Origin of the sequence: Nitrospirillum guaranorum, from assembly GCF_034653275.1 — a bacterium.
Lineage (GTDB): Bacteria > Pseudomonadota > Alphaproteobacteria > Azospirillales > Azospirillaceae > Nitrospirillum.
Genome location: NZ_JAYEES010000003.1, coordinates 1,813,003 through 1,833,647, shown reverse-complemented (window position 1 = coordinate 1,833,647; position 20,645 = coordinate 1,813,003). Strand labels below are relative to the sequence as shown.

12 protein-coding genes are annotated in these 20,645 nt (G+C 68.2%); 7 read left to right on the top strand and 5 right to left on the bottom strand.

What is annotated here, in order from left to right; genetic code table 11:
* Positions 1–189 precede the first annotated feature (189 nt).
* A complete protein-coding gene (locus UAJ10_RS17335; protein ID WP_322916464.1) occupies positions 190–1,302 on the bottom strand; it encodes a LacI family DNA-binding transcriptional regulator in 1,113 nt (370 codons plus the stop codon).
* Between the two features lie 281 nt (positions 1,303–1,583).
* Here UAJ10_RS17335 and UAJ10_RS17330 point away from each other — a divergent pair, with 281 nt between their 5' ends.
* Positions 1,584–2,936, top strand: a complete 1,353-nt coding sequence (locus tag UAJ10_RS17330) for a pectate lyase family protein (protein ID WP_322916463.1) — start codon at positions 1,584–1,586, stop codon at positions 2,934–2,936.
* A 106-nt stretch (positions 2,937–3,042) separates the two neighbouring features.
* Here UAJ10_RS17330 and UAJ10_RS17325 read toward each other — a convergent pair whose 3' ends face one another.
* The 4 genes from UAJ10_RS17325 to UAJ10_RS17310 all read right to left on the bottom strand — a co-directional run bounded on the left by UAJ10_RS17325 (position 3,043) and on the right by UAJ10_RS17310 (position 7,646).
* Complete coding sequence (locus UAJ10_RS17325; RefSeq protein ID WP_322916462.1) at positions 3,043–3,690, bottom strand: invasion associated locus B family protein; 648 nt, start codon at positions 3,688–3,690, stop codon at positions 3,043–3,045.
* A 216-nt stretch (positions 3,691–3,906) separates the two neighbouring features.
* Positions 3,907–4,923, bottom strand: coding sequence for a 2-oxoadipate dioxygenase/decarboxylase family protein (locus tag UAJ10_RS17320; protein WP_322916461.1), 1,017 nt, complete (start codon positions 4,921–4,923; stop codon positions 3,907–3,909).
* Between the two features lie 14 nt (positions 4,924–4,937).
* Complete coding sequence (gene amaB / locus UAJ10_RS17315) at positions 4,938–6,452, bottom strand: L-piperidine-6-carboxylate dehydrogenase (protein WP_416235375.1); 1,515 nt, start codon at positions 6,450–6,452, stop codon at positions 4,938–4,940.
* Positions 6,453–6,533: 81 nt separating this feature from the next.
* A complete protein-coding gene (locus tag UAJ10_RS17310; RefSeq protein ID WP_322916460.1) occupies positions 6,534–7,646 on the bottom strand; it encodes a saccharopine dehydrogenase family protein in 1,113 nt (370 codons plus the stop codon).
* Positions 7,647–7,752: 106 nt separating this feature from the next.
* On the opposite strand from UAJ10_RS17310, the gene UAJ10_RS17305 reads away from it, so the two are divergent.
* From UAJ10_RS17305 to UAJ10_RS17280, 6 genes are all read left to right on the top strand, one after another.
* Positions 7,753–8,205 (top strand): Lrp/AsnC family transcriptional regulator, encoded by a 453-nt coding sequence (locus tag UAJ10_RS17305; RefSeq protein ID WP_322916459.1) that lies wholly within the window; start codon positions 7,753–7,755, stop codon positions 8,203–8,205.
* A 402-nt stretch (positions 8,206–8,607) separates the two neighbouring features.
* Positions 8,608–11,604 (top strand): TonB-dependent receptor domain-containing protein, encoded by a 2,997-nt coding sequence (locus UAJ10_RS17300; RefSeq protein WP_322916458.1) that lies wholly within the window; start codon positions 8,608–8,610, stop codon positions 11,602–11,604.
* Between the two features lie 139 nt (positions 11,605–11,743).
* Entirely contained in the window at positions 11,744–13,648 is a 1,905-nt protein-coding gene (locus UAJ10_RS17295) for a tetratricopeptide repeat protein (protein ID WP_322916457.1), read from the top strand.
* 159 nt (positions 13,649–13,807) lie between these two features.
* Positions 13,808–17,125, top strand: coding sequence for a transglutaminase family protein (locus UAJ10_RS17290; protein WP_322916456.1), 3,318 nt, complete (start codon positions 13,808–13,810; stop codon positions 17,123–17,125).
* A complete protein-coding gene (locus tag UAJ10_RS17285) occupies positions 17,118–19,679 on the top strand; it encodes a circularly permuted type 2 ATP-grasp protein (RefSeq protein ID WP_322916455.1) in 2,562 nt (853 codons plus the stop codon). The genes UAJ10_RS17290 and UAJ10_RS17285 overlap by 8 nt, the downstream gene beginning before the upstream one ends.
* Positions 19,657–20,634, top strand: a complete 978-nt coding sequence (locus UAJ10_RS17280; RefSeq protein ID WP_322916454.1) for a transglutaminase family protein — start codon at positions 19,657–19,659, stop codon at positions 20,632–20,634. The genes UAJ10_RS17285 and UAJ10_RS17280 overlap by 23 nt, the downstream gene beginning before the upstream one ends.
* Positions 20,635–20,645 lie beyond the last annotated feature (11 nt).

Sequence of the window (20,645 nt, the reverse complement as noted above, 5' to 3'; positions counted from 1 at the left end):
CAATGTCCACCGGGCAATATCCACCGGGCTGGTTCCCGCCGGTCTTCGCGCGGGCGCCCAGCCGTTCATGGGGCGGTTCCCGGCACCCCGGGTCCACCCTCCTCCCGCCCCTGTGGTACCGATCTTGGTAACCGGTGTCAATTTCGCATCGCGTTTTTGGCGATGGAAAAACGCAAGGGCCGTGGAATTTCAGCCTCGGGGCGGGACGGAGGACTCGCGCACCACCATGCGGCTGACGACGCCGGTGGCGGTGTGGCCCTCCTCCTCATCGCTGGAGATGCGGACGATCAGCTTTTCCGCCGCCAGCCGCCCCAGATCCTTGGCCGGCAGGCGCACGGTGGTCAGCGACGGCCACAGCCGGGTGGCGATGGGGCTGTCGTCGAAACCGACGATGGTCAGGTCGCGGGGGATGCTGATGCCGAGGCGCTGCGCCGTCTTGTAGACACCGGCCGCCATCTCGTCGTTGCTGGCGAAGATGGCGGTGGGCCGGGGCTCCCGCGTCAGCAGGCGGGTGGCGCAGACCTCGCCGGATTCGAAGGTGTAGGCCCCCTCCTCCACCATTTCGGGGCGCAGGGTGATGCCGTGGCTTTTCAACGCGCCGACGAAGCTTTCCCGGCGCTCGTGGGCGGAGCGGTGGCGCGACGGGCCGGCGATGAATCCGATATCGCGGTGCCCCAGGCCGGCCAGATGCTCCGCCACCTCCGCCGCCCCCTGGCGGTCGTTGTAGACCACCATGTTGGCGGCCTCGTCCAGCGACACGGCGGACAGGCGGACATAGCGGCAGCCCAGGTCGCGCAACACCTCGACCAGTTGCGGGTTTTCCGACGCGGGCGGCACGACGATGACGCCGTCCAGGTTCTGGCGCTGCACGAACTGCTTGGCGTCGTTCAGGAAATGCGGGCTTTTCTGGTCGCAGGGATGCACCACCAGTTCGAACCCCGCCAGGCGGCAAGCGGCCAGCACGCCTTCCTGGATGTTCACGATGAACTGGGCGTTGGGGTTGTCATAGACCAGGCCCAGCAGGAAGGAGCGTTGAAAGGCCAGGCCGCGCGCCTGGGGGCTGGGCACGTAGCCGATCTGCTCGATGATGCCGTTGATGATGGCGCGCGTCTCTTCATTCACGAAGGGCGACTGGTTGATGACGCGCGACACCGTCTTCTTGGACACATGCGCCAGGCGGGCCACGTCGTTGATGGTGGGCGGCCGGTCCAGGGTCCAGGTCACGGCCTCCATGGCCACGGTCTGGATGGCGGCGGCACGTCCCCGCCGGGGGCGCCCCCTGCGCTGCGCGTCCTGGGTCATCGTTGGTCGTCTTCTCGTTTTTCTTCTTCAGGGACTTCCGTTCGAAGTGCCCGCTTCCAAGTCCCTACCATGCCGCGTCCCGCGCGCCGCCGCAAAAGGGATTTGTTTCCCTTCCTCCCGCCGTCCTTCCCCGGCTTGGGCGTCATTCCGCCGCACCCCTGGAATTGCACCCTTGCCCCATTAGGAAACCGGTGTCATTTATTGACCCCGAGTGACGGGTCCAGCACGCTTGACGTGACGGGGCCCGCCATCGCCATAACAAAGACCGGGAGGATAGACCGTTGATCAGACGTATTCTGGCCACCACCGCCATGGCCACGCTGTTGACCGCCGGCGGTGTGGCCGTCAGCAGCGCCGGCGCCGCCGAGAAGGCGGACCAGCTGGCCTTCCCCGGCGCCGTGGGCTGGGCGGCGCACACGCCCGGCGGGCGCGGCGGCAAGATCATCAAGGTGACCAACCTGAACAATGAGGGGCCCGGCTCCTTCCGCGAGGCCATCGAGACCAAGGGTCCGCGCATCATCGTGTTCGAGGTCGGCGGCGTCATCGACCTGAACCAGAAGACCATCAAGCTGGACGAGCCCTTCGTCACCATCGCCGGACAGACCGCGCCCTCCCCCGGCATCACCCTGATACGCGGCGGCATGGACGTCAGCGCCCACGACGTGGTGATGCAGCACATCCGCATCCGCGTGGGCGACGCCGGCGCGCCCAAGAAAAGCGGCTGGGAAGAGGACGCCTTCAGCACGGTCAAGGCCGCCTACAACGTCATCGTCGACCATTGCAGCCTGACCTGGGCCACGGACGAGAACCTGTCCGCCTCCGGCCCCCGTTTCAACGGCAACACGCCGGAGGAATGGCGCGAGCACACCTCGCACCGCATCACCTATTCCAACAACATCATCGCCGAGGGCCTGGCCCGGGCCACCCACCTGAAGATCGAGCACTCCAAGGGCTCGCTCATCCACGACAACATCACCGACATCCTGATCGTCGGCAACCTGTACGCCCACAATGTGGAGCGCAGCCCCCTGTTCAAGGGCGGCGTCCACGGCGTCATCGTCAATAACCTGATCTACGATCCCGGCCAGCGGGCGGTGCACTACAACCTGCAGGCCGAGGAATGGGGCGACCATCCCTACCAGGTGGGCCAGATGGCGGCGGTGGGCAACGTGCTGCGCGCCGGCCCCTCCACCCCCACGCCGCTGGCGTTCCTGGAGATCGGCGGCTATGGCGACCTGGAGTACTACGGCAAGGACAACATCGCCGTGGACCGGGCGGGCGAGCCGCTGCCTCTGATGGGCCGCTACACCACCTCCCCCGCCAAGGTGATCGAGATGGACAAGCCACCGCTGTGGCCGGAAGGGCTGACGCCCCTGCCCGCGGCCGAGGTGCAGAAGTCCGTGCTGCACAACGCCGGCGCCCGCCCCTGGGACCGCGACTACGACGACGTGCGCCTGTTGGCCGACGTGGCCGAGGGCCGGGGCGAGATCATCAACAGCCAGGACGACATCCACGGCTACCCCAATGAGAAGCCCAGCACCCGGCCCTTCAATCCGGCCGACTGGAACCTGGACGACATGACCCCGCGCACCGCCACGGCGCTGGACGCCAAGTCCAAGGCCCGGGGAACCTGACACCGGGAAACTGATCCCGGGAAACTGACAGGCGGGGGCGACCCCCAACGACAAAGGGCGGCGCCCACAAGAGGACGCCGCCCTTTTTCTTTGATCCGGACCCGGCTTATTTCTTCGGCTGATCCGCTGGCTTGTCGGCGGGTTTGTCAGCCGGCTTGGGGGCCGGCGGCGGCCCCAGGGTCTGCAGCGCGGGCGCCAAGCCGCCCAGCTGCACCGGCACGTCCATGGGCGTCTTGTCCGGCTTGGCGTAGCGCACCATCAGCACCTTGCCGGTGGTGAACTGCTTCAGCACATCCTGGTCCAGGTTGGCGGAGGCGATGCAACCGCCCTGCTGGCACAGGGTCAGCGGCAGGGGGATGGGCTTGGCGCCGTCCAGCGTCAGTTGCAGGCCCGGCTGCACCGGCGTGCCCAGCGGCACGGTGATGACCAGAACCGGCTTGCCGTCGGCCGACATGTAGCCGATCTGGACGTGCAGCACGACGGCGTTGCCCGGGTTGGCGATGGCGAACTGCTCGACATAGCAAACGTCGCCGCCATTGGCGTCCTTGGCGCAATTCTTGGCCCAGGGCGGCCCCGCCGGCTTCTGCGCCTCGGTCGCGGCGGACTTGGCCGAGCTGGCCTTGTGGTGCTGGTACAGCATGATGCCGCCCACGGTCAGCAGCCCCAGCAACAGCAGCAGGCCGATCACGATGAGGGGGGTGCGCGAACCGCCGATGGCTGCGGTGGCGGGCGCGGGGTCCTCTTTATTGGTCATGGATATGCTTTTTTCTGTTATGGCGCGAAGCCGCCCGGGCCCGGGCTGCCCCAGCCCCCAGGGCGACAACGATCAGACGCGGGATTGTGGGGAGATCCCGGTATCCGGTCAACCTCTCGCTCCACCGGGCCACGGGCTCGGCCGCCCCATGTCGCGTCCCCCCGGCCCCACCCTGTTCATAAGGATGGGGCCGGGCGCGCGCACCGTCACAAATGATCAGCAGGCCGAGGCCGCCGCCGTCATCTTGAAGATGCCCTGGGCATTGCCGCTGTCGAATTGCAGGTCCAGCCGGCGGCCGTTTTCGGTGTCGATGGGGTCGCGCGAAATGAACTCATAGAACGATCCCGGCACCACGCGGCTGACCATGGCGCCCCGGGCGTCAATGAACGGCCGCTCCACCATGGCCGCCCGCAGCGCCGTCTGGCGCACCGTGCCGTTGCGCGACACCTCCACCTTGGGCTTCATCTCATAGCCCCGGGCCTTCAGCTCCTCCGCCAGCGCCTCCACATCCGGCACCCGGTCGGTGGCGTGGTTGAAGCGGTTGCCCTCGGTGGCGATCCAGGCCAGTTCCGCCGATTCCGCCAGCAGCGCCTCATACTGCGCCAGGGTGGGCACCGGGTGGTGGCGGTCGAACAGCCGCGCCAGCTCGCCCACCAGGCCCGTCGCCTCGTCCAGGCTCAGGGTGCCGCCGGCGGCCAGCCGGTCCAGCAGGCCCTTGGCCTCGGCGGCCAATGGGTCCGCCTTCACCTGGAACACCTCCAGCGCCACCGCCTGCACCTCGGGCGAGAAGCGGTCGGGGAAGATTTCACTGACGAAGAACTGGGCGATGTCGTCGGGATAGTCGCGGTGGGTGTAGGCGTAGCCCATCATGCGCAACCGCTCCAACGGGTAGGTCCCGCCGACATGATAGCCCAGCGGCTCCAGCACCCGGGCGAAGGCGGCGTGGCCGGGCGGCAGCGCCCCCAGGCCGGGGGCGTTCACCGTGCGCAGGGCGCCATGGTCGAACACCATGCGGCCGCCCTGCTCCCGCACATAGCGGGCACCCTCGGGCACCTCGCGCAGCAGGCCCCGGAACAGCAGCATGTTCAGGGCCTGGGCCACCGCCGCGCGCGGCACCGCGTCGCCGTGGTCGGCCAGGAAGTCGGGATGCAGGGCCAGCATCTCCATCAGCCGGCCGGCCTCCTCCAGGCCGACCAGCCCCTGGGTGATCTTCTGAACGGTGGGCGTCTTCATGGGACGGTCCCTCCTCAACCGATGTCGAACTGCACGCCTTGGGCAAGCGGCAGCGCGCTGGAGTAGTTGATGGTGTTGGTTGCCCGCCGCATATAGGCCTTCCAGCTGTCCGACCCGGCCTCGCGCCCGCCGCCCGTTTCCTTCTCGCCGCCGAAGGCGCCGCCGATCTCGGCTCCCGACGGGCCCAGGTTGACGTTGGCGATGCCGCAATCCGACCCGGCCGGGCTCATGAAGGTCTCGGCCTCGCGCATGTCGGTGGTGAAGATGCTGGAGGCCAGGCCCTGCGGCACGCCGTTCTGCAGGGCGATGGCCTGGTCCAGGTCGCGATAGCGCACGACGTAGAGGATGGGGGCGAAGGTCTCTTCCAGCATGGGGCCGGCCTGGTCCGGCATGATCACCAGCGCCGGGCGCGCGTAATAGGCGTCGGGGGAGCCCGCATCCACCCGGTCGCCACCGATGACGGTGCCGCCGGCGGCCTTGGCGGCGGCCAGGGCCTTCTGCATGCCCTCGTACGAGGCCTTGTCGATCAGCGGGCCCACCAGGGTGCCGGCCTCGCGCGGATCGCCCACCTTGACGCTGCGGTAGGCGGCGGCGAGCCGGTCCAGCAGGCGGTCGGCCACGGCCTCGTGCACGATCAGGCGCCGCAGGGTGGTGCAGCGCTGGCCGGCCGTGCCCATGGCGGCGAAGGCTATGCCGCGCACCGCCAGCTCCAGGTCGGCCGACGGCGCCACGATGGCGGCGTTGTTGCCGCCCAGTTCCAGGATGGCGCGGGCGAAGCGCCCCGCCAGGCGGGGCGCCACGGCCCGGCCCATGCGGGTGGAACCGGTGGCCGACACCAGCGGCACCAGCGGATGGTCCACCAGCGCCTGGCCCACGTCGGCATGCCCCTGGGCCAGGATGGAAAGCCCGTCGGGAGCGGATCCGAACTTGGCCGCGGCGCGGTCGAAGGCCGCCTGCACGGCGATGGCCGTCAGCGGCGTCTTTTCCGACGGCTTCCAGACGACGCTGTTGCCGCAGACCAGGGCCAGGGCGGCGTTCCACGACCACACCGCCACGGGGAAGTTGAAGGCGCTGATGACGCCGCAGACGCCCAGCGGATGCCAGGTTTCCATCAGGCGATGGCCCGGCCGCTCGGTGGCGATGGTCAGGCCGTACAGTTGGCGGGACAGGCCGACGGCGAAGTCGCAGATGTCGATCATCTCCTGTACCTCGCCCAGGCCTTCGGAAACGATCTTGCCGGCCTCCAAGGTCACCAGCAGGCCCAGGTCGCCGCGCACCGCGCGCAATTCCTCGCCCAGCAGGCGCACCAGCTCACCCCGGCGGGGGGCCGGCACCAGGCGCCAGGCCAGGTGGGCGGCGTGCGCCTTGCGCACCAGCGCGTCCACGTCGGCGGCCGACAGGGCCGTCACACGGCCCGCCTCGGCGCCATCGATCGGGCTGCGCGCCACCATATCGCCGCCCGCCAGCACGGCCCGGTCCACGCCCAGCCGGTCCAGCACCGCCAGGATATCGTCCTTGGTCTGCTTCATGTCTCTTCCCTCAAGCGCCGGGCGCGGCCATCCGGCCGCTTGGCTATCCTCGTTTTTCAGTCCGCCTTCGGCGGGAACGGGTCAGGCGACGCGCGCCACCACCTGGTCCACCGGGTTCGCTCCCTGATAGGCGCGGCCGAAGCGATTGGCCAGGAAATCATCCAGGGCGATGTCTTCCTGGCGGATGAAGCCGTGCGACGGCAGGCGGCCGTCGGCCAGCATGTCCAGCACGGCGCAGATGCCGGCGGCGGTGGTGGTCTGGATGGCGGTGCGCTGGCGGCCATGGGCGTAGTCGCCGAAGACGCGGCTGGAATAGCTTTCCTGGGTCAGCTGGCCGTCCAGCATGCCGCTGACGGTGACGAAGATGACCACCACGTCCTGCAGGGTGGCGGGCAAGGCGCCCTCCAGCACCGTCTTGAACAGGTCGCGCCGGTCGCGCAGGCGCAGGTCGTTCAGCAGGGTCTTCATCAACTGGCAATGGCCGGGATAGCGGATGGTCTTGTAGTTCAGCGTGCGGACCCGGCCCTTCAGCACCTCCGCTAGGCTGCCCAGGCCGCCGGAGGTGTTGAACGCCTCGTACGGCACGCCGTCCAGCCAGAACTCCTCCCGCTCCTCCAGCGCCGGCACCTCGCGCAGCGCACCCTCCACGATGGCCTCGCAGGGCTCGCAATATTCATTGATGACGCCGTCGGTGCTCCAGGTCAGGTTGTAACCCAGGGAATTGCTGGCGTAGCGCGGCAGGGCGCCCACGCGCAGGCGCACGGCCTCCAGCGTGTCGAACTTCTTGGCCAGGCTGCCGGCAACGATGGAGATGAAACCCGGCGCCAGGCCGCACTGGGGGATGAAGGCGTTGGGCGCGTTGGCCGCCAGCTCCTTCACCCGGCGGGTGGTGGCCACATCCTCCGTCAGGTCCAGGTAATGGCAGCGGGCGATGGCCGCGGCCTCCGCCACCTTGATGGTCAGGTGATAAGGGGCGGCGCTCAGCACGGCGTAGGCGCCGGTCAGCGCCTCGGTCAGGGCGGCCACGTCGCTGATGTCGACCTCGCGCCGTTCGATGGGCAGGCGCTTGGAAACGCCTTCCAGCGCCTTGGCCGACCGGTCCAGCACCGTCACCAGGTAATCGCCCGACCCCGCCAGGTTCTCCGCGATGATGGACCCGATCTTCCCCGCCCCGACGACGACGATGCGACGCATGTGTGCTCTCCCGTTTCCCGAAGTTCCCTGTGGGAACGACTGTCGGGCAAACCCTTGACGGAATGAACAGTCAATGCGACCAATCTGACGGAAATTGGTGGGCAGAATGATCAATCAGACTGACAGTTTTCAACCTGACGATCTGGACATCGCCCTGTTGCGCCTGCTGGAGGCGGACAGCCGGCTGCCCACCGTAACCCTGGCCAAGCGCCTGGGCGTGTCCCGCACCACCGTGCAGGCCCGGCTGGAACGCCTGGTGTCGCGCGGGGTCATCACCGCCTTCACCATCCGCCTGGATGAGGATTACCTGGCCCGCCGCATCCAGGGCCACGTCGCCATCACCCTCTTGCCCAAGGCGGCGCGCCAGGTGGAAACGCGGCTGAAGGCCATGCCCCAGGTGCGCCAGCTCTACGCCGTCAGCGGCCCCTTCGACATGATCGCCGTCGTCTCCACCGAATCCATCGCGGAAATGAACATGGTGATCGACGACATCGGCGCGGTGGAGGGGGTGGAGCGCACCAACTCCTCGATCATACTGTCCCAGCGCTTGGCGCGCTGACGGCATCCGGTCCCAGCCGCCGCCCATCTGAGTCCCTCGCCGCTGTCGGGGCGCCATCAAATCCCCTTTCCGGAAATTACGCCGGATCACCTAGGCCGGTTGGAAAGTGACGCGATTCGGTATGGCTTTTGGCTATTCCGTTCGATGTAGGCAAAATTGCCGGTAATTATGTTTCTAAATCGTTTCAGAGATGCGCACGACTGTTACATGGCAGTTACACTTGGGCATGAAACCGGTTCCCAAAACCGTCAATTTCGCGACGCAGCATTGACGGGCATAAATTATCCAAAATAGCCTTTCCCCGTTGGCCCCGATCACAAGGGGACACGATTTCAAAAGAGATTTGTCTGGTTGGGGCCAGCAATATCAACAATCTCCAGAACAGCGGGGAAATCCATGGGCATGCCAAAATTCGGGCGGCGCGCATTGCTGCTGTCCTCGACCATGCTTGTCGGCGCCTTGGCGGCGGCGACGGATGCTGCGGCGCAACAGTCGGCCAGCGCCAGCACCGACATGCAGGAAATCGTCGTCACGGGCTCACGCATCAAGCAGGCCGCGAACCTGACCAGCGACAGTCCGCTGACGACGGTCGACAGCATCGAGATGAAGCTGCAGGGCACGACCAACGTCGAAACGATGCTGAACAACCTGCCCGGCATCACGGCGGCTCAGACCAACGCCCAGTCCAACGGCGCCACCGGCACCGCCACCATCAACCTGCGCAACCTGGGCGAAGCGCGCACGCTGGTGCTGATCGACGGGCGCCGCATGCCGCTGGGCGACCCGACTTACCCGTATGCGGACGTCAATTTCATCCCCGGCGCGCTGGTGGAAAGCGTGGACGTGGTCACGGGCGGCGCCTCGGCCGTCTATGGTTCCGACGCCGTGGCCGGCGTCGTGAATTTCAAGATGAAACGCGACTTCGAGGGCGTGAAGGTCGACTATCAATTCTCGGCCGCGCAGCACAGCAACGAGAACGGCGACGCGCAAGGCGTCCTGAAGAAAAGCGCCTATCCGGTGACCATCCCCGGGGACCGCTTTGACGGATTCGTCCGCGACAGCTCCTTCGTCATGGGCGTCAACTCACCCAACAACAAGGGCAATGTCACGGCCTACGCGACCTATCGCTGGACCGAACCGGTGACGCAGGCGACCCGTGACTGGTCGGCGTGCACCATGGCCACCACCAGCAGCAACGAGGACGCGCTCGCCACCCAGGACAACCAGCGCTACTGCTCCGGCTCATCCAACAGCGCTTACGCCCGCCTGCGCACCAACGGCTCGGGCACCGGCTATTCGCTGAACCCCGACGGCTCCGCGTCGTTCGTGAAGTACAACAGCGCGCTGGCCTTCAACTACGGCCCCTACAACTACATCCAGCGCCAGGACGAGCGGTACACGGGCGGCGCCTTCGCGCACTATGAGATCAGTCCGGCGTTGGACGTCTACACCGACTTCATGTTCATGTCCGACCACACCAAGGCGCAGATCGCGCCGTCGGGCTTCTTCAGCGGCACCACCTATTCCATCAACTGCGACAACCCGCTTATGTCGGCATCCGAGGCGACGACCCTATGCGGCGCCAACGCCGGCAGCGCCAGCGCCACCTGGAAAGGCTACGTCGCCTATCGTTTCACCGACAACAACGCCCCCCGCTATGATGATCTGCGGCACACCGACTACCGCTATGTCATCGGCACCAGGGGCGATTTGGGCGGCGGCTGGTCCTACGACGTCTACGCCCAGCATTCAGCGGTGATCTACAACGAGACCTACCAGAACGACGTTTCCATCGCCAAGCTGCAAAACGCGCTGCTGGCGAAGAACGTCAACGGCGTCGCCACCTGCGAATCCGTCATCAGCGGCACCGACACCGCCTGCGTGCCCATCAACATCTTCCAGCTGGGGAAGATCAGCAGCGCCGCCTACAACTACGTCTACACCACCAGCTTCAAGGAAGGCAGCACCACCCAGGACATCGTCAGCGGCACCGTCTCCGGCGACTTCGGCGCCTGGGGGGTGAAAAGCCCCTTCGCCAAGGATGCCGTGGCCATCGCCTTGGGCAGCGAGTGGCGGCGCGACGCCATCGACCTGAAGTACAGCGAGAACGTTCTGTCCGGCGACCTGTCTGGCTCCGGCGCCGGCACCACCCAGCCGGCCGTGGGCGCCACCGAGGTGAAGGACATCTTCGGTGAATTGCGCCTGCCGCTGGTGTCGGACCAGCCTTTCATCAAGGACCTGTCCGTCGATGCCGGCTATCGCTGGTCGGACTACAACCTGGCGGGCAAGGCCAACACCTACAAGGCCAGCCTGAACTACGCCCCCATCAGCGACGTCGCCTTCCGCGGCGGCTACAACCATGCCGTCCGCGCGCCCAACATCATCGAGCTGTTCCAGACCAACACGTCGGGCATCGGCGGCGCGCTGGATCCCTGCTCCGGCTCCAACCCGTCGGCGTCGCTGGCCCAGTGCGGCCGCACCGGCGTCACGGCGGCCCAGTACGGCAACATCTCCGAATGCACCTCCGTCGACGGCTGCAACACGCTGAGCGGCGGCAACAAGGCGCTGAAGCCGGAAACGGCGGACACCTACACCGCCGGCTTCGTCTTCACGCCGACCTTCATGCCCAACTTCGCGGCCACGGTCGACTACTACAACATCAAGATCCAAGATCTGATCGGCACGGTGCCGACCTCGCAAATCATGTCGCAATGCCTGAACACCGGTAATTCCTATTACTGCGACCTGATCCACCGCGGCGCCTCGGGCAGCCTGAACTCCACCGACGGCTATTTCATCACCACCGACATCAACGCCGGCTACCGCCAGCAGGCGGGCATCGACATCTCCGGCACCTACCGCCAGGACCTAGAGGACCTGGGAATCAAGGATCTGGGCGGCGTGACGTTGAAGTTCATCGGTTCCTGGACTCAGTTCAACCGCTACCAGCCGCTGTTGCACGAGGCCAAGTATGACTGCGCCGGCCTCTACGGCAGCACCTGCGGCCAGCCCACGCCCCATTGGCGCCACCAGTTCCGCGTCACCTGGAACACGCCGTGGAACGCCGACCTGTCGGTCAACTGGCGCTACATCGGCGGCACCAGCCTGGACAACAACAGCACCGACCCCAGCCTGAACGCCGGCTCGGGCATCTACAACAACATCGACGGCAAGATTTCCGCCTACAATTACTTCGACCTGGCCGGGACCATCAACCTGATGGACCACTACACGCTGCGGTTCGGCGTCAACAACCTGTTCGACAAGGACCCGCCCATCCAGTCCGCCAACGACGACTATGTCAGCGTGCTGGGCACCTACGGCAACGGCAACACCTACCCCGGCATCTACGACACGCTGGGACGGACCTTCTTCCTCGGTATCACCGCCGATTTCTAATCGGCGCGGGGGGTATCACCGCCGATTTCTAATCGCCGACTCCTGGGACGGCTTATCGTATAAACTCGACATGCGGCGGGTCCCTACCCAGGGGCCCGCCGTTTCTCACTCCCGTTCACGACGCATCGGCGCACGCCTCATGACCAACGGCCAGTCCCCCTTCTCCATCCCCGTCACCCCGTCCGTTTCGGCGCCCCAGCGACAGCGCATCCAGGCGCTGATCCAGCAGGCCCTGACCTTCCAGACGCGGGGCCAGTTGCATGAGGCGGAACAGATCCTGTTGCAGGTGCTGGCGGTGGATGCCTCGGAACCGGACGCGCTGCAGCTCATGGGCCTGATCGCCAAGCGCAACGGCAAGCTGGACCAGGCGGAACAGCTGCTGCGCCGCTCGCTCGTCGTGAACAGCCGCCAGCCGCATGTGAACTACAACCTGGGCAACCTGCTGAAGGACACCGGCCGCCCGGCCGAGGCGCTGCCCTTCTATGAAAAGGCCATCCTGCACAAGGCCGACTACGTCGAGGCCTACACCAACCGCGCCGAGTGCCTGGCCATGCTGGCGAGCCGGGAGCCCGGCAACGCCCGCGCGCTGCTGGAAACGGCCCTGCCCCTGTATCGCCGGGCCCTGCACCTACAGCCCGATTTCGTGCCGGCCCGCGTGGGCATGGCGGAAGCCTATCTCCAACTGGGCGAACCGCGACAGGCGGAAGAGCTGTTGCGCGCCGGTCTGACCCGGCTGCCCAACGATTTCTACCTGAACAACAGCCTGGGCACGGCCCTGCGCCGCCAGCAGCGGTTCGAGGAGGCTCTGCCCCACCTCCAGCGCGCGGCGGAGCGGGCGCCCGACCGCTGGCAGATCTGGCTGAACCTGGGCAACACCTTCCTGGCCCTGGGCCGGATGGACGACGCCATCATCTGCTTCAAGAAGGTGGTTGTGCTGGACCCGGCCAACTACGCCGCCCAGAGCGCCCTGAACCAGGCGCTGTGGGAAACCGGGCAGCACACCCAGCTGCTGAACTCTTATGAATGGGCCAAGGAACGCAAGCCCAACGACCCCGAATTGCTGGGGATGGCGGCGGAGGCCTACATCCTGTTCGGCCGGCATGACGAGGCGGAGGCCAACATCGCCGCCCTCGCCGCCCTGCAGCCGGATGCGCCGGTCCTGCCCCGTCTGCGCGCCACGCTGCTGCTGGCCCAGCAACAGGTGGAGGAGGCGCTGGAAGCGGCCCGCCAGGGCCTGGCCACCACGCCGGACGACCAGCTGCTGCTGCACCGGGTGGCCGAGTCCGCGTTGCGCCTGAACCGGCCGGCCGAGGCGCTGGAGGCCGCCCATCGCCTGGACGCCGTGGCACGGGACAGCCAGTTCGCCGCCGCCTTCCAGGCCACGGCCTATCGCCTGCTGGGCCAACCGGATCCGCGGGGCCTTTACGATTACGACCGCTTCATCCAATCCATCGACCTGCCGCCGCCGACGGGCTACGCCGATCTGGCGGCCTTCCACGCGGACCTGATGGCGGCGCTGGACGCCCAGCACGTGGCCACGCACGAACCCATTGAGCAGACACTGCGCAACGGCACGCAAACGCGGGAGAATTTGTTCACGCGCGTGGGCGTGGCCCCCGCCATACAGGCCCTGCGCGACAGCATTCTGGCCGCGACCCATCGCTATATCGCGGGCTTGCCGGACGATCCCGACCATCCCTTCCTGCGGCGCAAGGGCCAGTCCCTGGTCTGGGCGGGATCATGGTCCGCCCGGCTGCGCGACCAGGGCTATCACACCAACCACATCCATCCCGAGGGTTGGATCAGCGGCTGCTATTACGTGGACATGCCCGACGTGGTGAAGGATGCCGAGGGCAAGCAGGGCTGGATCACCTTCGGCGCCTTCGCCCAGGGGACCGGCGCCACCCTGCCCTGGGAACGGGCCATCCAGCCGCGCCCCGGCCTGCTGGTGCTCTTCCCAAGCTACATGTGGCACGGCACCATCCCCTTCCACAGCGCGCAGACGCGCACGACCGTCGCGTTCGACATCGGCGGCCGGGCCTGATCGGCAAGCGGTCCTGGGGGCAGCGCATTGCCTATTTTTTGCGCTGCCCAAAAAACATGCTGCAACGCACTTTAACGCCTGCGGGCATTAATGGTACCGTGGCCGGGTCAGGGCACCGGGGGCTATGGGTCGCCATCGCTTCCGCGAACAGGGGAAGTCATGAGCATCCACGTCGCCATCAATCACAAGACCAGCTACCGCTACGACCGTCTGATCAATCTGGGGGCCCAGCTGGTGCGCCTGCGGCCGGCGCCGCATTGCCGCACGCCCATCCTGTCGTATTCGCTGAAGGTCACGCCCAAGCAGCACTTCCTGAACTGGCAGCAGGACCCGCAGTCCAACTGGCTGGCGCGCTTGGTCTTCCCCGAAAAGACGGAGGAATTCACGCTGGAGGTGGACCTGGTGGCCGACATGGCGGTCATCAACCCCTTCGACTTCTTCCTGGAGCCGGCGGCGGAGAAATTCCCCTTCACCTATGAGCCGTGGCTGGCCAAGGACCTCAAGCCCTTCCTGGAGGCGGATGAGCCGGGCCCCCTGGTCAAGGCGCTGCTGGCTGATGTTGACCTCACGCCCACGGGCACCGTCGCCTTCCTGGCCGACCTGAACCTGAAGCTGCAACAGCGCATCGGCTACGTCATCCGCCTGGAACCGGGCGTGCAGACGCCGGAGGAAACGCTGCAGCTGGGCACCGGCTCCTGCCGCGACACCGCCTGGCTGCTGGTGCAAATCCTGCGCAACCTGGGCCTTGCCGCCCGCTTCGCCTCCGGCTATCTGGTGCAGCTGGTGGCCGACCAGAAGCCGCTGGAGGGGCCGGACGGCCCCACGGCGGACTTCACCGACCTGCACGCCTGGACGGAGGTCTACCTGCCCGGCGCCGGCTGGATCGGGCTGGACCCCACCTCCGGCCTGTTCGCGGGCGAGGGCCACATCCCGCTGGCCTGCACACCCGACCCCTTCTCCGCCGCCCCGGTCACCGGCGGCCTGGACATGTGCGAGGTGACGTTCGAGCACGCGATGTCGGTCACCCGCATCCGTGAGCAGCCGCGCACCACCAAGCCCTACACGCCCGACCAGTGGGGGGCCATCGACCGGCTGGGCCAGCAGGTGGACCGCGAGATCGTTAACGGCGACATCCGCCTGACCATGGGCGGGGAGCCCACCTTCATCTCCATCGACGACATGGAGGGGGCGGAGTGGAACACGGCGGCGCTGGGCCCCACCAAGCGCCTGCTGTCCGGCGACCTTATCCGCCGCCTGCAGGCCCGCTACGCCCAGGGCGGCCTGCTGCATTTCGGCCAGGGCAAGTGGTACCCCGGCGAAAGCCTGCCGCGCTGGGCCCTGCAGCTGTTCTGGCGCCGCGACGGCGACGCGCTCTGGACCCATGCTGAATACCTGGCTGACGAGCGCCGCCACTACGGCTATGGCCTGGCTGAGTCCGAGCGGTTCATCCGCCGCCTGGCGGAACGGCTGGGCATCGATCCCGACTACGCGCGGGGCGCCTTCGAGGACCCCTGGCATTACATCCGCAAGGAACGCGAACTGCCGGTGAACGTCGACCCGTTCGACAGCAAGCTGGAGAACGCGGAGGAGCGGGCGCGCCTGGCCAAGGTGTTTGACACCGGCCTGGGCACCGCCGTCGGCTACGCCCTGCCCATCAGCCGCCGGCATGAGGCCAGCGGCCCCGTCTGGCTGTCCAGCGCCTGGCCCACGCGCAGCGACAGGCTGCTGCTGGCCCCGGGCGACAGCCCCATCGGCTATCGTCTGCCCCTGGGCTCCCTGCCCTGGGTCGACACCATCGACCGCGTCTATTCCTACGAACAGGATCCCTTCGACAGCCGGCCGGACCTGCCCTCGCGCGAGGATCTGGAACGGCAGATGGTCCTGCGCAAGGGCCAGACGGAACCGCTACGCCAGCGCGCCATGGCCGATGTGCGCGACCAGGCGCCGGAAAAGGGCGCCAGCGCCTGGTGGCTGGTGCGCACGGCCCTGTGCGTGCAGCCGCGCGATGGCCGCCTTTACATCTTCCTGCCGCCCACCAGCTATCTGGAGGACTGGATCGAGCTGGTCACCCAGATCGAGGCCACCTGCGTCGACCTGGACCTGGCCGTCGTCCTGGAAGGGTATCCCCCGCCCCGCGACCCACGCCTGAACAGCATGGCCGTGACGCCGGACCCGGGCGTCATCGAGGTGAACATCCATCCCTCATCCAACTGGCAGGACCTGGTCTACACCACCACCACCCTGTACGAGGACGCGCGCCAGACCCGCCTGGGCACGGAGAAGTTCGCGCTGGACGGCCGCCATGTCGGCACCGGCGGCGGCAACCATGTGGTCGTGGGCGGCCCGACGGCGGCGGACAGCCCCTTCCTGCGCCGGCCGGACGTGCTGCGGTCCCTGCTGAGCTATTTCCAGAACCACCCCAGCCTGTCCTACCTGTTCAGCACCATGTTCATCGGGCCCACCAGCCAGCACCCCCGGGTGGACGAAGCGCGGCACGAAAGCCTGTATGAGCTGGAAATCGCCTTCAAGGAGCTGGACCGCGCCGGCCCCAACCCGCCGCCCTGGCTGGTGGACCGGGCGCTGCGCCACCTGCTGGTGGATGTGCAGGGCAACACCCACCGCTCCGAATTCTGCATCGACAAGCTGTACAGTCCCGACAGCTCTACCGGCCGGCTGGGCCTAGTGGAACTGCGCAGCTTCGAAATGCCGCCGCACGCGCAGATGAGCCTGGTGCAGCAGTTGCTGTTGCGCACCCTGATCGCCTGGTTCTGGCGGGAGCCCTATCGCGCCGGGCTGGTGCGCTGGGGCACCAAGCTGCACGACCGCTTCCTGCTGCCGCAGTTCGTGACCCAGGACATCCAGGACGTGGTGGCCGAACTGCGCGAGGCAGGCTACGCCTTCGAGGAGGCTTGGTTCGCCCCGCACCTGAACTTCCGCTTCCCCAAGATCGGCGCCGTCAGCCAGCGCAGCCTGACCCTGGAACTGCGCACGGCGCTGGAGCCGTGGCACGTGCTGGGCGAGGAGCCGGGCGGCGGCGGCACCGTGCGCTATGTCGACAGCAGCCTGGAACGCATCCAGGTCCGCATGACGGGCATGGTGGGCGACCGGTACGCCGTCACCTGCAACGGCCGCCGCCTGCCCCTGCACCCCACGGGCACGGAGGGGGAATATGTGGCGGCCGTGCGGTATCGCGCCTGGCAGCCGCCGGGATGCCTGCATCCGACTATCCCCGTGCATACGCCCCTGGTCTTCGATATTTTGGATCTGTGGACGGAACGGTCCGTCGGCGGTTGCACCTATCACGTCGCCCATCCAGGAGGGCGCAACTTCACCACCTTCCCGGTCAATGCCAACGAAGCGGAGGGGCGCCGGCTGGCGCGCTTCCATCCCTTCGGGCATACGCCGGGGCCCATGGCCATCCCGCCGGAAACACGGAACCCGGACTATCCCATGACCCTAGACCTGAGACTTGGCTGAGCAGGATTTGGCGGAAACCGTTTCCCAACAGCCGCCCGAGCAGCCTTCGCTGTTCAGCGACGCCGGCGACCTCGGCTATGGCATCGGTCCCGTCTTCGACGAGATGGTGACCGGCACAGGAACCTTGCGTCCGCATTGGCAGCATTTCTTCGCCGCCCACGGCCCCTTCACGCCGGAGCAGATGGCGGCGAGGTGGGCGGCGGCGCGCCAGCGGCTGTTCCTGAACGGCGTCACCTTCAACTCCTACCGTGATCCGCAGGGGACGGAGCGGCCCTGGCCGCTGGATCCCGTGCCCCTGCTGCTCTCGGCCCCGGAATGGCAGGCGATCAGCGCCGGCCTGGTGCAACGGGCCACCCTGACCGAAAAGGTGCTGGAGGACTTTTACGGTCCCCAGACCCTGCTGTCCGACGGCATCGTCCCCCCGAGCCTGCTCTATGCCGACCCCGGCTACCTGCGCGCCTGCCAGGGCATGGACGTGCCCGGCGGGCGGCGCCTGGCGCTGTTCGCCGCCGACCTGGTGCGCGATGGCGAGGGCCGCTGGCGGGTGCTGACCTGCCGGACGGAGGCGCCGACGGGCGTGGGGTACGCCCTGGAGAACCGGGCGGTGCTGAGCCAGACCTTGGCCGATCCCTTCCGCGCCTGCCATGTGGAGCGGCTATCGCCGTTCTTCGAGGCCTTGCGCGCCGCCATCGCCCGCGCGGCCCCCCAGCATTCCGGCGTGGACGGCCATCCCCGCGCCGTGCTGCTGACCCCCGGTCCCTTCAACGAGGCGTATTTCGAGCACGCCTACCTCGCCCGCCACCTGCGCATGACCCTGGCGGAGGGGGCGGACATGGTGGTGCGCGACCAGGCCGTGTACCTCAAGACCCTGGCGGGACTGGAACGGGTGGATGTCATCCTGCACCGCGTGGACGACGCCTTCTGCGACCCGCTGGAACTGCGTGTGGACAGCGCGCTGGGCGTGCCCGGCCTGTTGCAGGCGGTGCGCGCCGGATCCGTCGCCGTGGTCAACGCCCTGGGGTCCGGCATGGCGGAAAGCATGGCGCTGCTGTCCCATATGCCGGCGCTGAGCCGGCACCTGCTGGGCGAGGAGCTGCTGCTGCCCAACGTGCCGACATGCTGGGGCGGCGACCCGGAACAGCGCGAGGCGCTGCTGGCGCAGCTGGACCGCATGGTGATGCGGCCGGCGTTTTCCAGCCTGCCCGGCCACGTCGCCAATGGGCCCGACCTGGACGAGGTCGCGCGCGAGGACTTGGCCGCGCGCATCCGCGCCCGGCCGCAGGACTGGGCGGGGCAACTGCCGGTGGCCCCCTCCACCGCGCCGCTGTGGCGGGACGGACGGGTGGAACCGCGGCCCCTGGTCGTGCGCGCCTTCCTCTGCGCCAGCGGCGACGGCGGCTGGACGGTCATGCCGGGTGGCCTGGTGCGCATCAGCGCCGACGCGCGACACGCCGCCGTGTCCCTGCAGGAAGGCGCGGGCTCCAAGGATCTCTGGATCGTGGGGGCGGAGCCGCCGGGCACCATCCGCCGCCTGATCGGTGCGCCGCCCGATGGCGCGCGCGAGCCCAGCCCCGTGCCCGGCAACCTTCCCAGCCGCGCGGCCGACCACCTGTTCTGGGTGGGCCGGTATGCCGAGCGGGCGGCGTCGGCCGTGCGCCTGCTGCGCGGCGCCACCCTGCGCCTGTCCGATGACAGCAGGCCGGCCGCGCGGGAGGAACTGTCGCCCCTGTTGCGCCTGATGGGCCGCGCCACCCTGATCCCGCAAGAAATCGCGCAGCTGCCCGACAGCGACGCCGTGCGCGGCATGCGCCAGGCGCTGGAGATCGCGGTCGATCCCGCCAACCCGGGCAGCCTGGTGGCCACCACCGGCCGGCTGCGCCGCGCCATGGGCAGCGTGCGCGATCGCCTGCCCCTGGACAGCCGCCAGATTCTGGGTCGCCTGGACGTTCTGGGTGCCCGCCTGGCCAAGGCGGACCGCGCGGCGCTGGCCGTGCTGCTGGGCGACTTCAGCCAGGTGCTGGCGGCGCAGACGGGGCTGGAGCTGGACAGCATGCCGCGCGGCGCCGGCTGGCGCTTCCTGGTGCTGGGCCGCCGGCTGGAGCGCGCCATCGACGCGGTGGAGCGGCTGCAGGCCAGCGGCATCGCCCATGAGCGGCCGGACGCCGCCACGCAGGAGGTGCTGCTGGAACTGGCGGAGGCAGGGCCCGCCTATCGTGAGCGTTTCCCGGTGGGGGTCCAGCGCGAGGCGGCGCTGAGCCTGCTGCTGACCGATCCGGAACACCCGCATTCTCTGCTGTTCCAGCTGGAGACTATCCGTCGTCAGGTTTCCCGCCTGCCCTCCCTGCCCGCCTTCGGCGCCGCCGGGGGCGCCGATCCGCTGATGCGCCTGGCGGACCTGGTGGCGCAAGCCAGCTACCGCGTGCAGGATCTGGCGCTGACCCGGGACATGGGGCTGTTGAGCGCCACCCTGTTCCAGCTGGGCTGGGCGCTTCCCGACATGTCCAACCTGCTGTCACAAGCCTATTTCAGCCATGTCCGCGCCCGTGCCGCCTGATCAGCCCCGCCTAGCGCCCGTCCGCTACCGCTGCCGCCACACCACGCGGTACAGCTACACGGTGCAGGTCGTCTCTTCCCAGCTGATCGCCCACCTGGGACCGCGCGACCTGGCGGGCCAGCGGGCGCGGGTGGTGGCGCTGACGGTGGAGCCCGAGCCCACGGTGGTGGCGGACCGCCTGGATTGGCTGGGCAATCCCACCAGCTATGTCGCCATCGACACGCCCCACCTGGACCTGTCCATGACGGTGGAACTGGACGTCACCCTGACGCCGCGGCCCGCCCCGGACCTGGAGGCCACACCGGCGTGGGAGGAAATCGCGGCCCAGGCGCCCGGCCTGCTGGCGGTGGCTGAGTTCATCGAGGCCTCCCCCCGCCTGCCCCAGCCCAGCCCGGACCTGGCCGCCTTCGCCGCCGGCAGCTTTCCGGCCGGCATGCCCGTCGGCGCCGGCGCCCGCGACCTGACGCGCCGCATCCACGATGACTTCACCTTCGACGCCACCGCCACCAGCGTGACCACGCCGGTGCTGGAGGCGCTGGCGCTCAAGCGCGGCGTCTGTCAGGACTTCGCCCACGTCATGATCGGCGCCCTGCGCGCCCTGGGGCTGCCCGCGCGCTATGTCAGCGGCTATCTCCGCACCCTGCCGCCGCCTGGCCAGCCGCGCCTGCAAGGCGCCGACGCCAGCCACGCCTGGGCGCAGGTGTGGTGCGGACCCGACGCCGGCTGGGTCGACATGGACCCCACCAACGACGTGCTGATCGACCGCAACCACATCACCCTGGCCTATGGCCGCGATTACGATGACGTCTGCCCCCTGCGCGGCGTCATCCTGGGCGGCGACACCCATGCCCTGTATGTCAGCGTGGATGTCGAGGAGGTGGGGGAGGATCCGCCCGCCCTGCGGCAGGCGCAAATCCAGGATGGCCAGGGCCAACGCCAGTCCCAGACGCTCTGATCCATACAAGC

Bases quoted from the DNA above. Each gene is read 5' to 3' on its own strand.
- UAJ10_RS17325 (WP_322916462.1), bottom strand. From the start codon at position 3,690: ATGACCAATAAAGAGGACCCCGCGCCCGCCACCGCAGCCATCGGCGGT.
- UAJ10_RS17295 (WP_322916457.1), top strand. From the start codon at position 11,744: ATGACCAACGGCCAGTCCCCCTTCTCCATCCCCGTCACCCCGTCCGTT.
- UAJ10_RS17305 (WP_322916459.1), top strand. From the start codon at position 7,753: ATGATCAATCAGACTGACAGTTTTCAACCTGACGATCTGGACATCGCC.
- UAJ10_RS17320 (WP_322916461.1), bottom strand. From the start codon at position 4,923: ATGAAGACGCCCACCGTTCAGAAGATCACCCAGGGGCTGGTCGGCCTG.
- UAJ10_RS17290 (WP_322916456.1), top strand. From the start codon at position 13,808: ATGAGCATCCACGTCGCCATCAATCACAAGACCAGCTACCGCTACGAC.
- UAJ10_RS17310 (WP_322916460.1), bottom strand. From the start codon at position 7,646: ATGCGTCGCATCGTCGTCGTCGGGGCGGGGAAGATCGGGTCCATCATC.
- amaB (WP_416235375.1), bottom strand. From the start codon at position 6,452: ATGAAGCAGACCAAGGACGATATCCTGGCGGTGCTGGACCGGCTGGGC.
- UAJ10_RS17300 (WP_322916458.1), top strand. From the start codon at position 8,608: ATGCCAAAATTCGGGCGGCGCGCATTGCTGCTGTCCTCGACCATGCTT.
- UAJ10_RS17335 (WP_322916464.1), bottom strand. From the start codon at position 1,302: ATGACCCAGGACGCGCAGCGCAGGGGGCGCCCCCGGCGGGGACGTGCC.
- UAJ10_RS17280 (WP_322916454.1), top strand. From the start codon at position 19,657: ATGTCCGCGCCCGTGCCGCCTGATCAGCCCCGCCTAGCGCCCGTCCGC.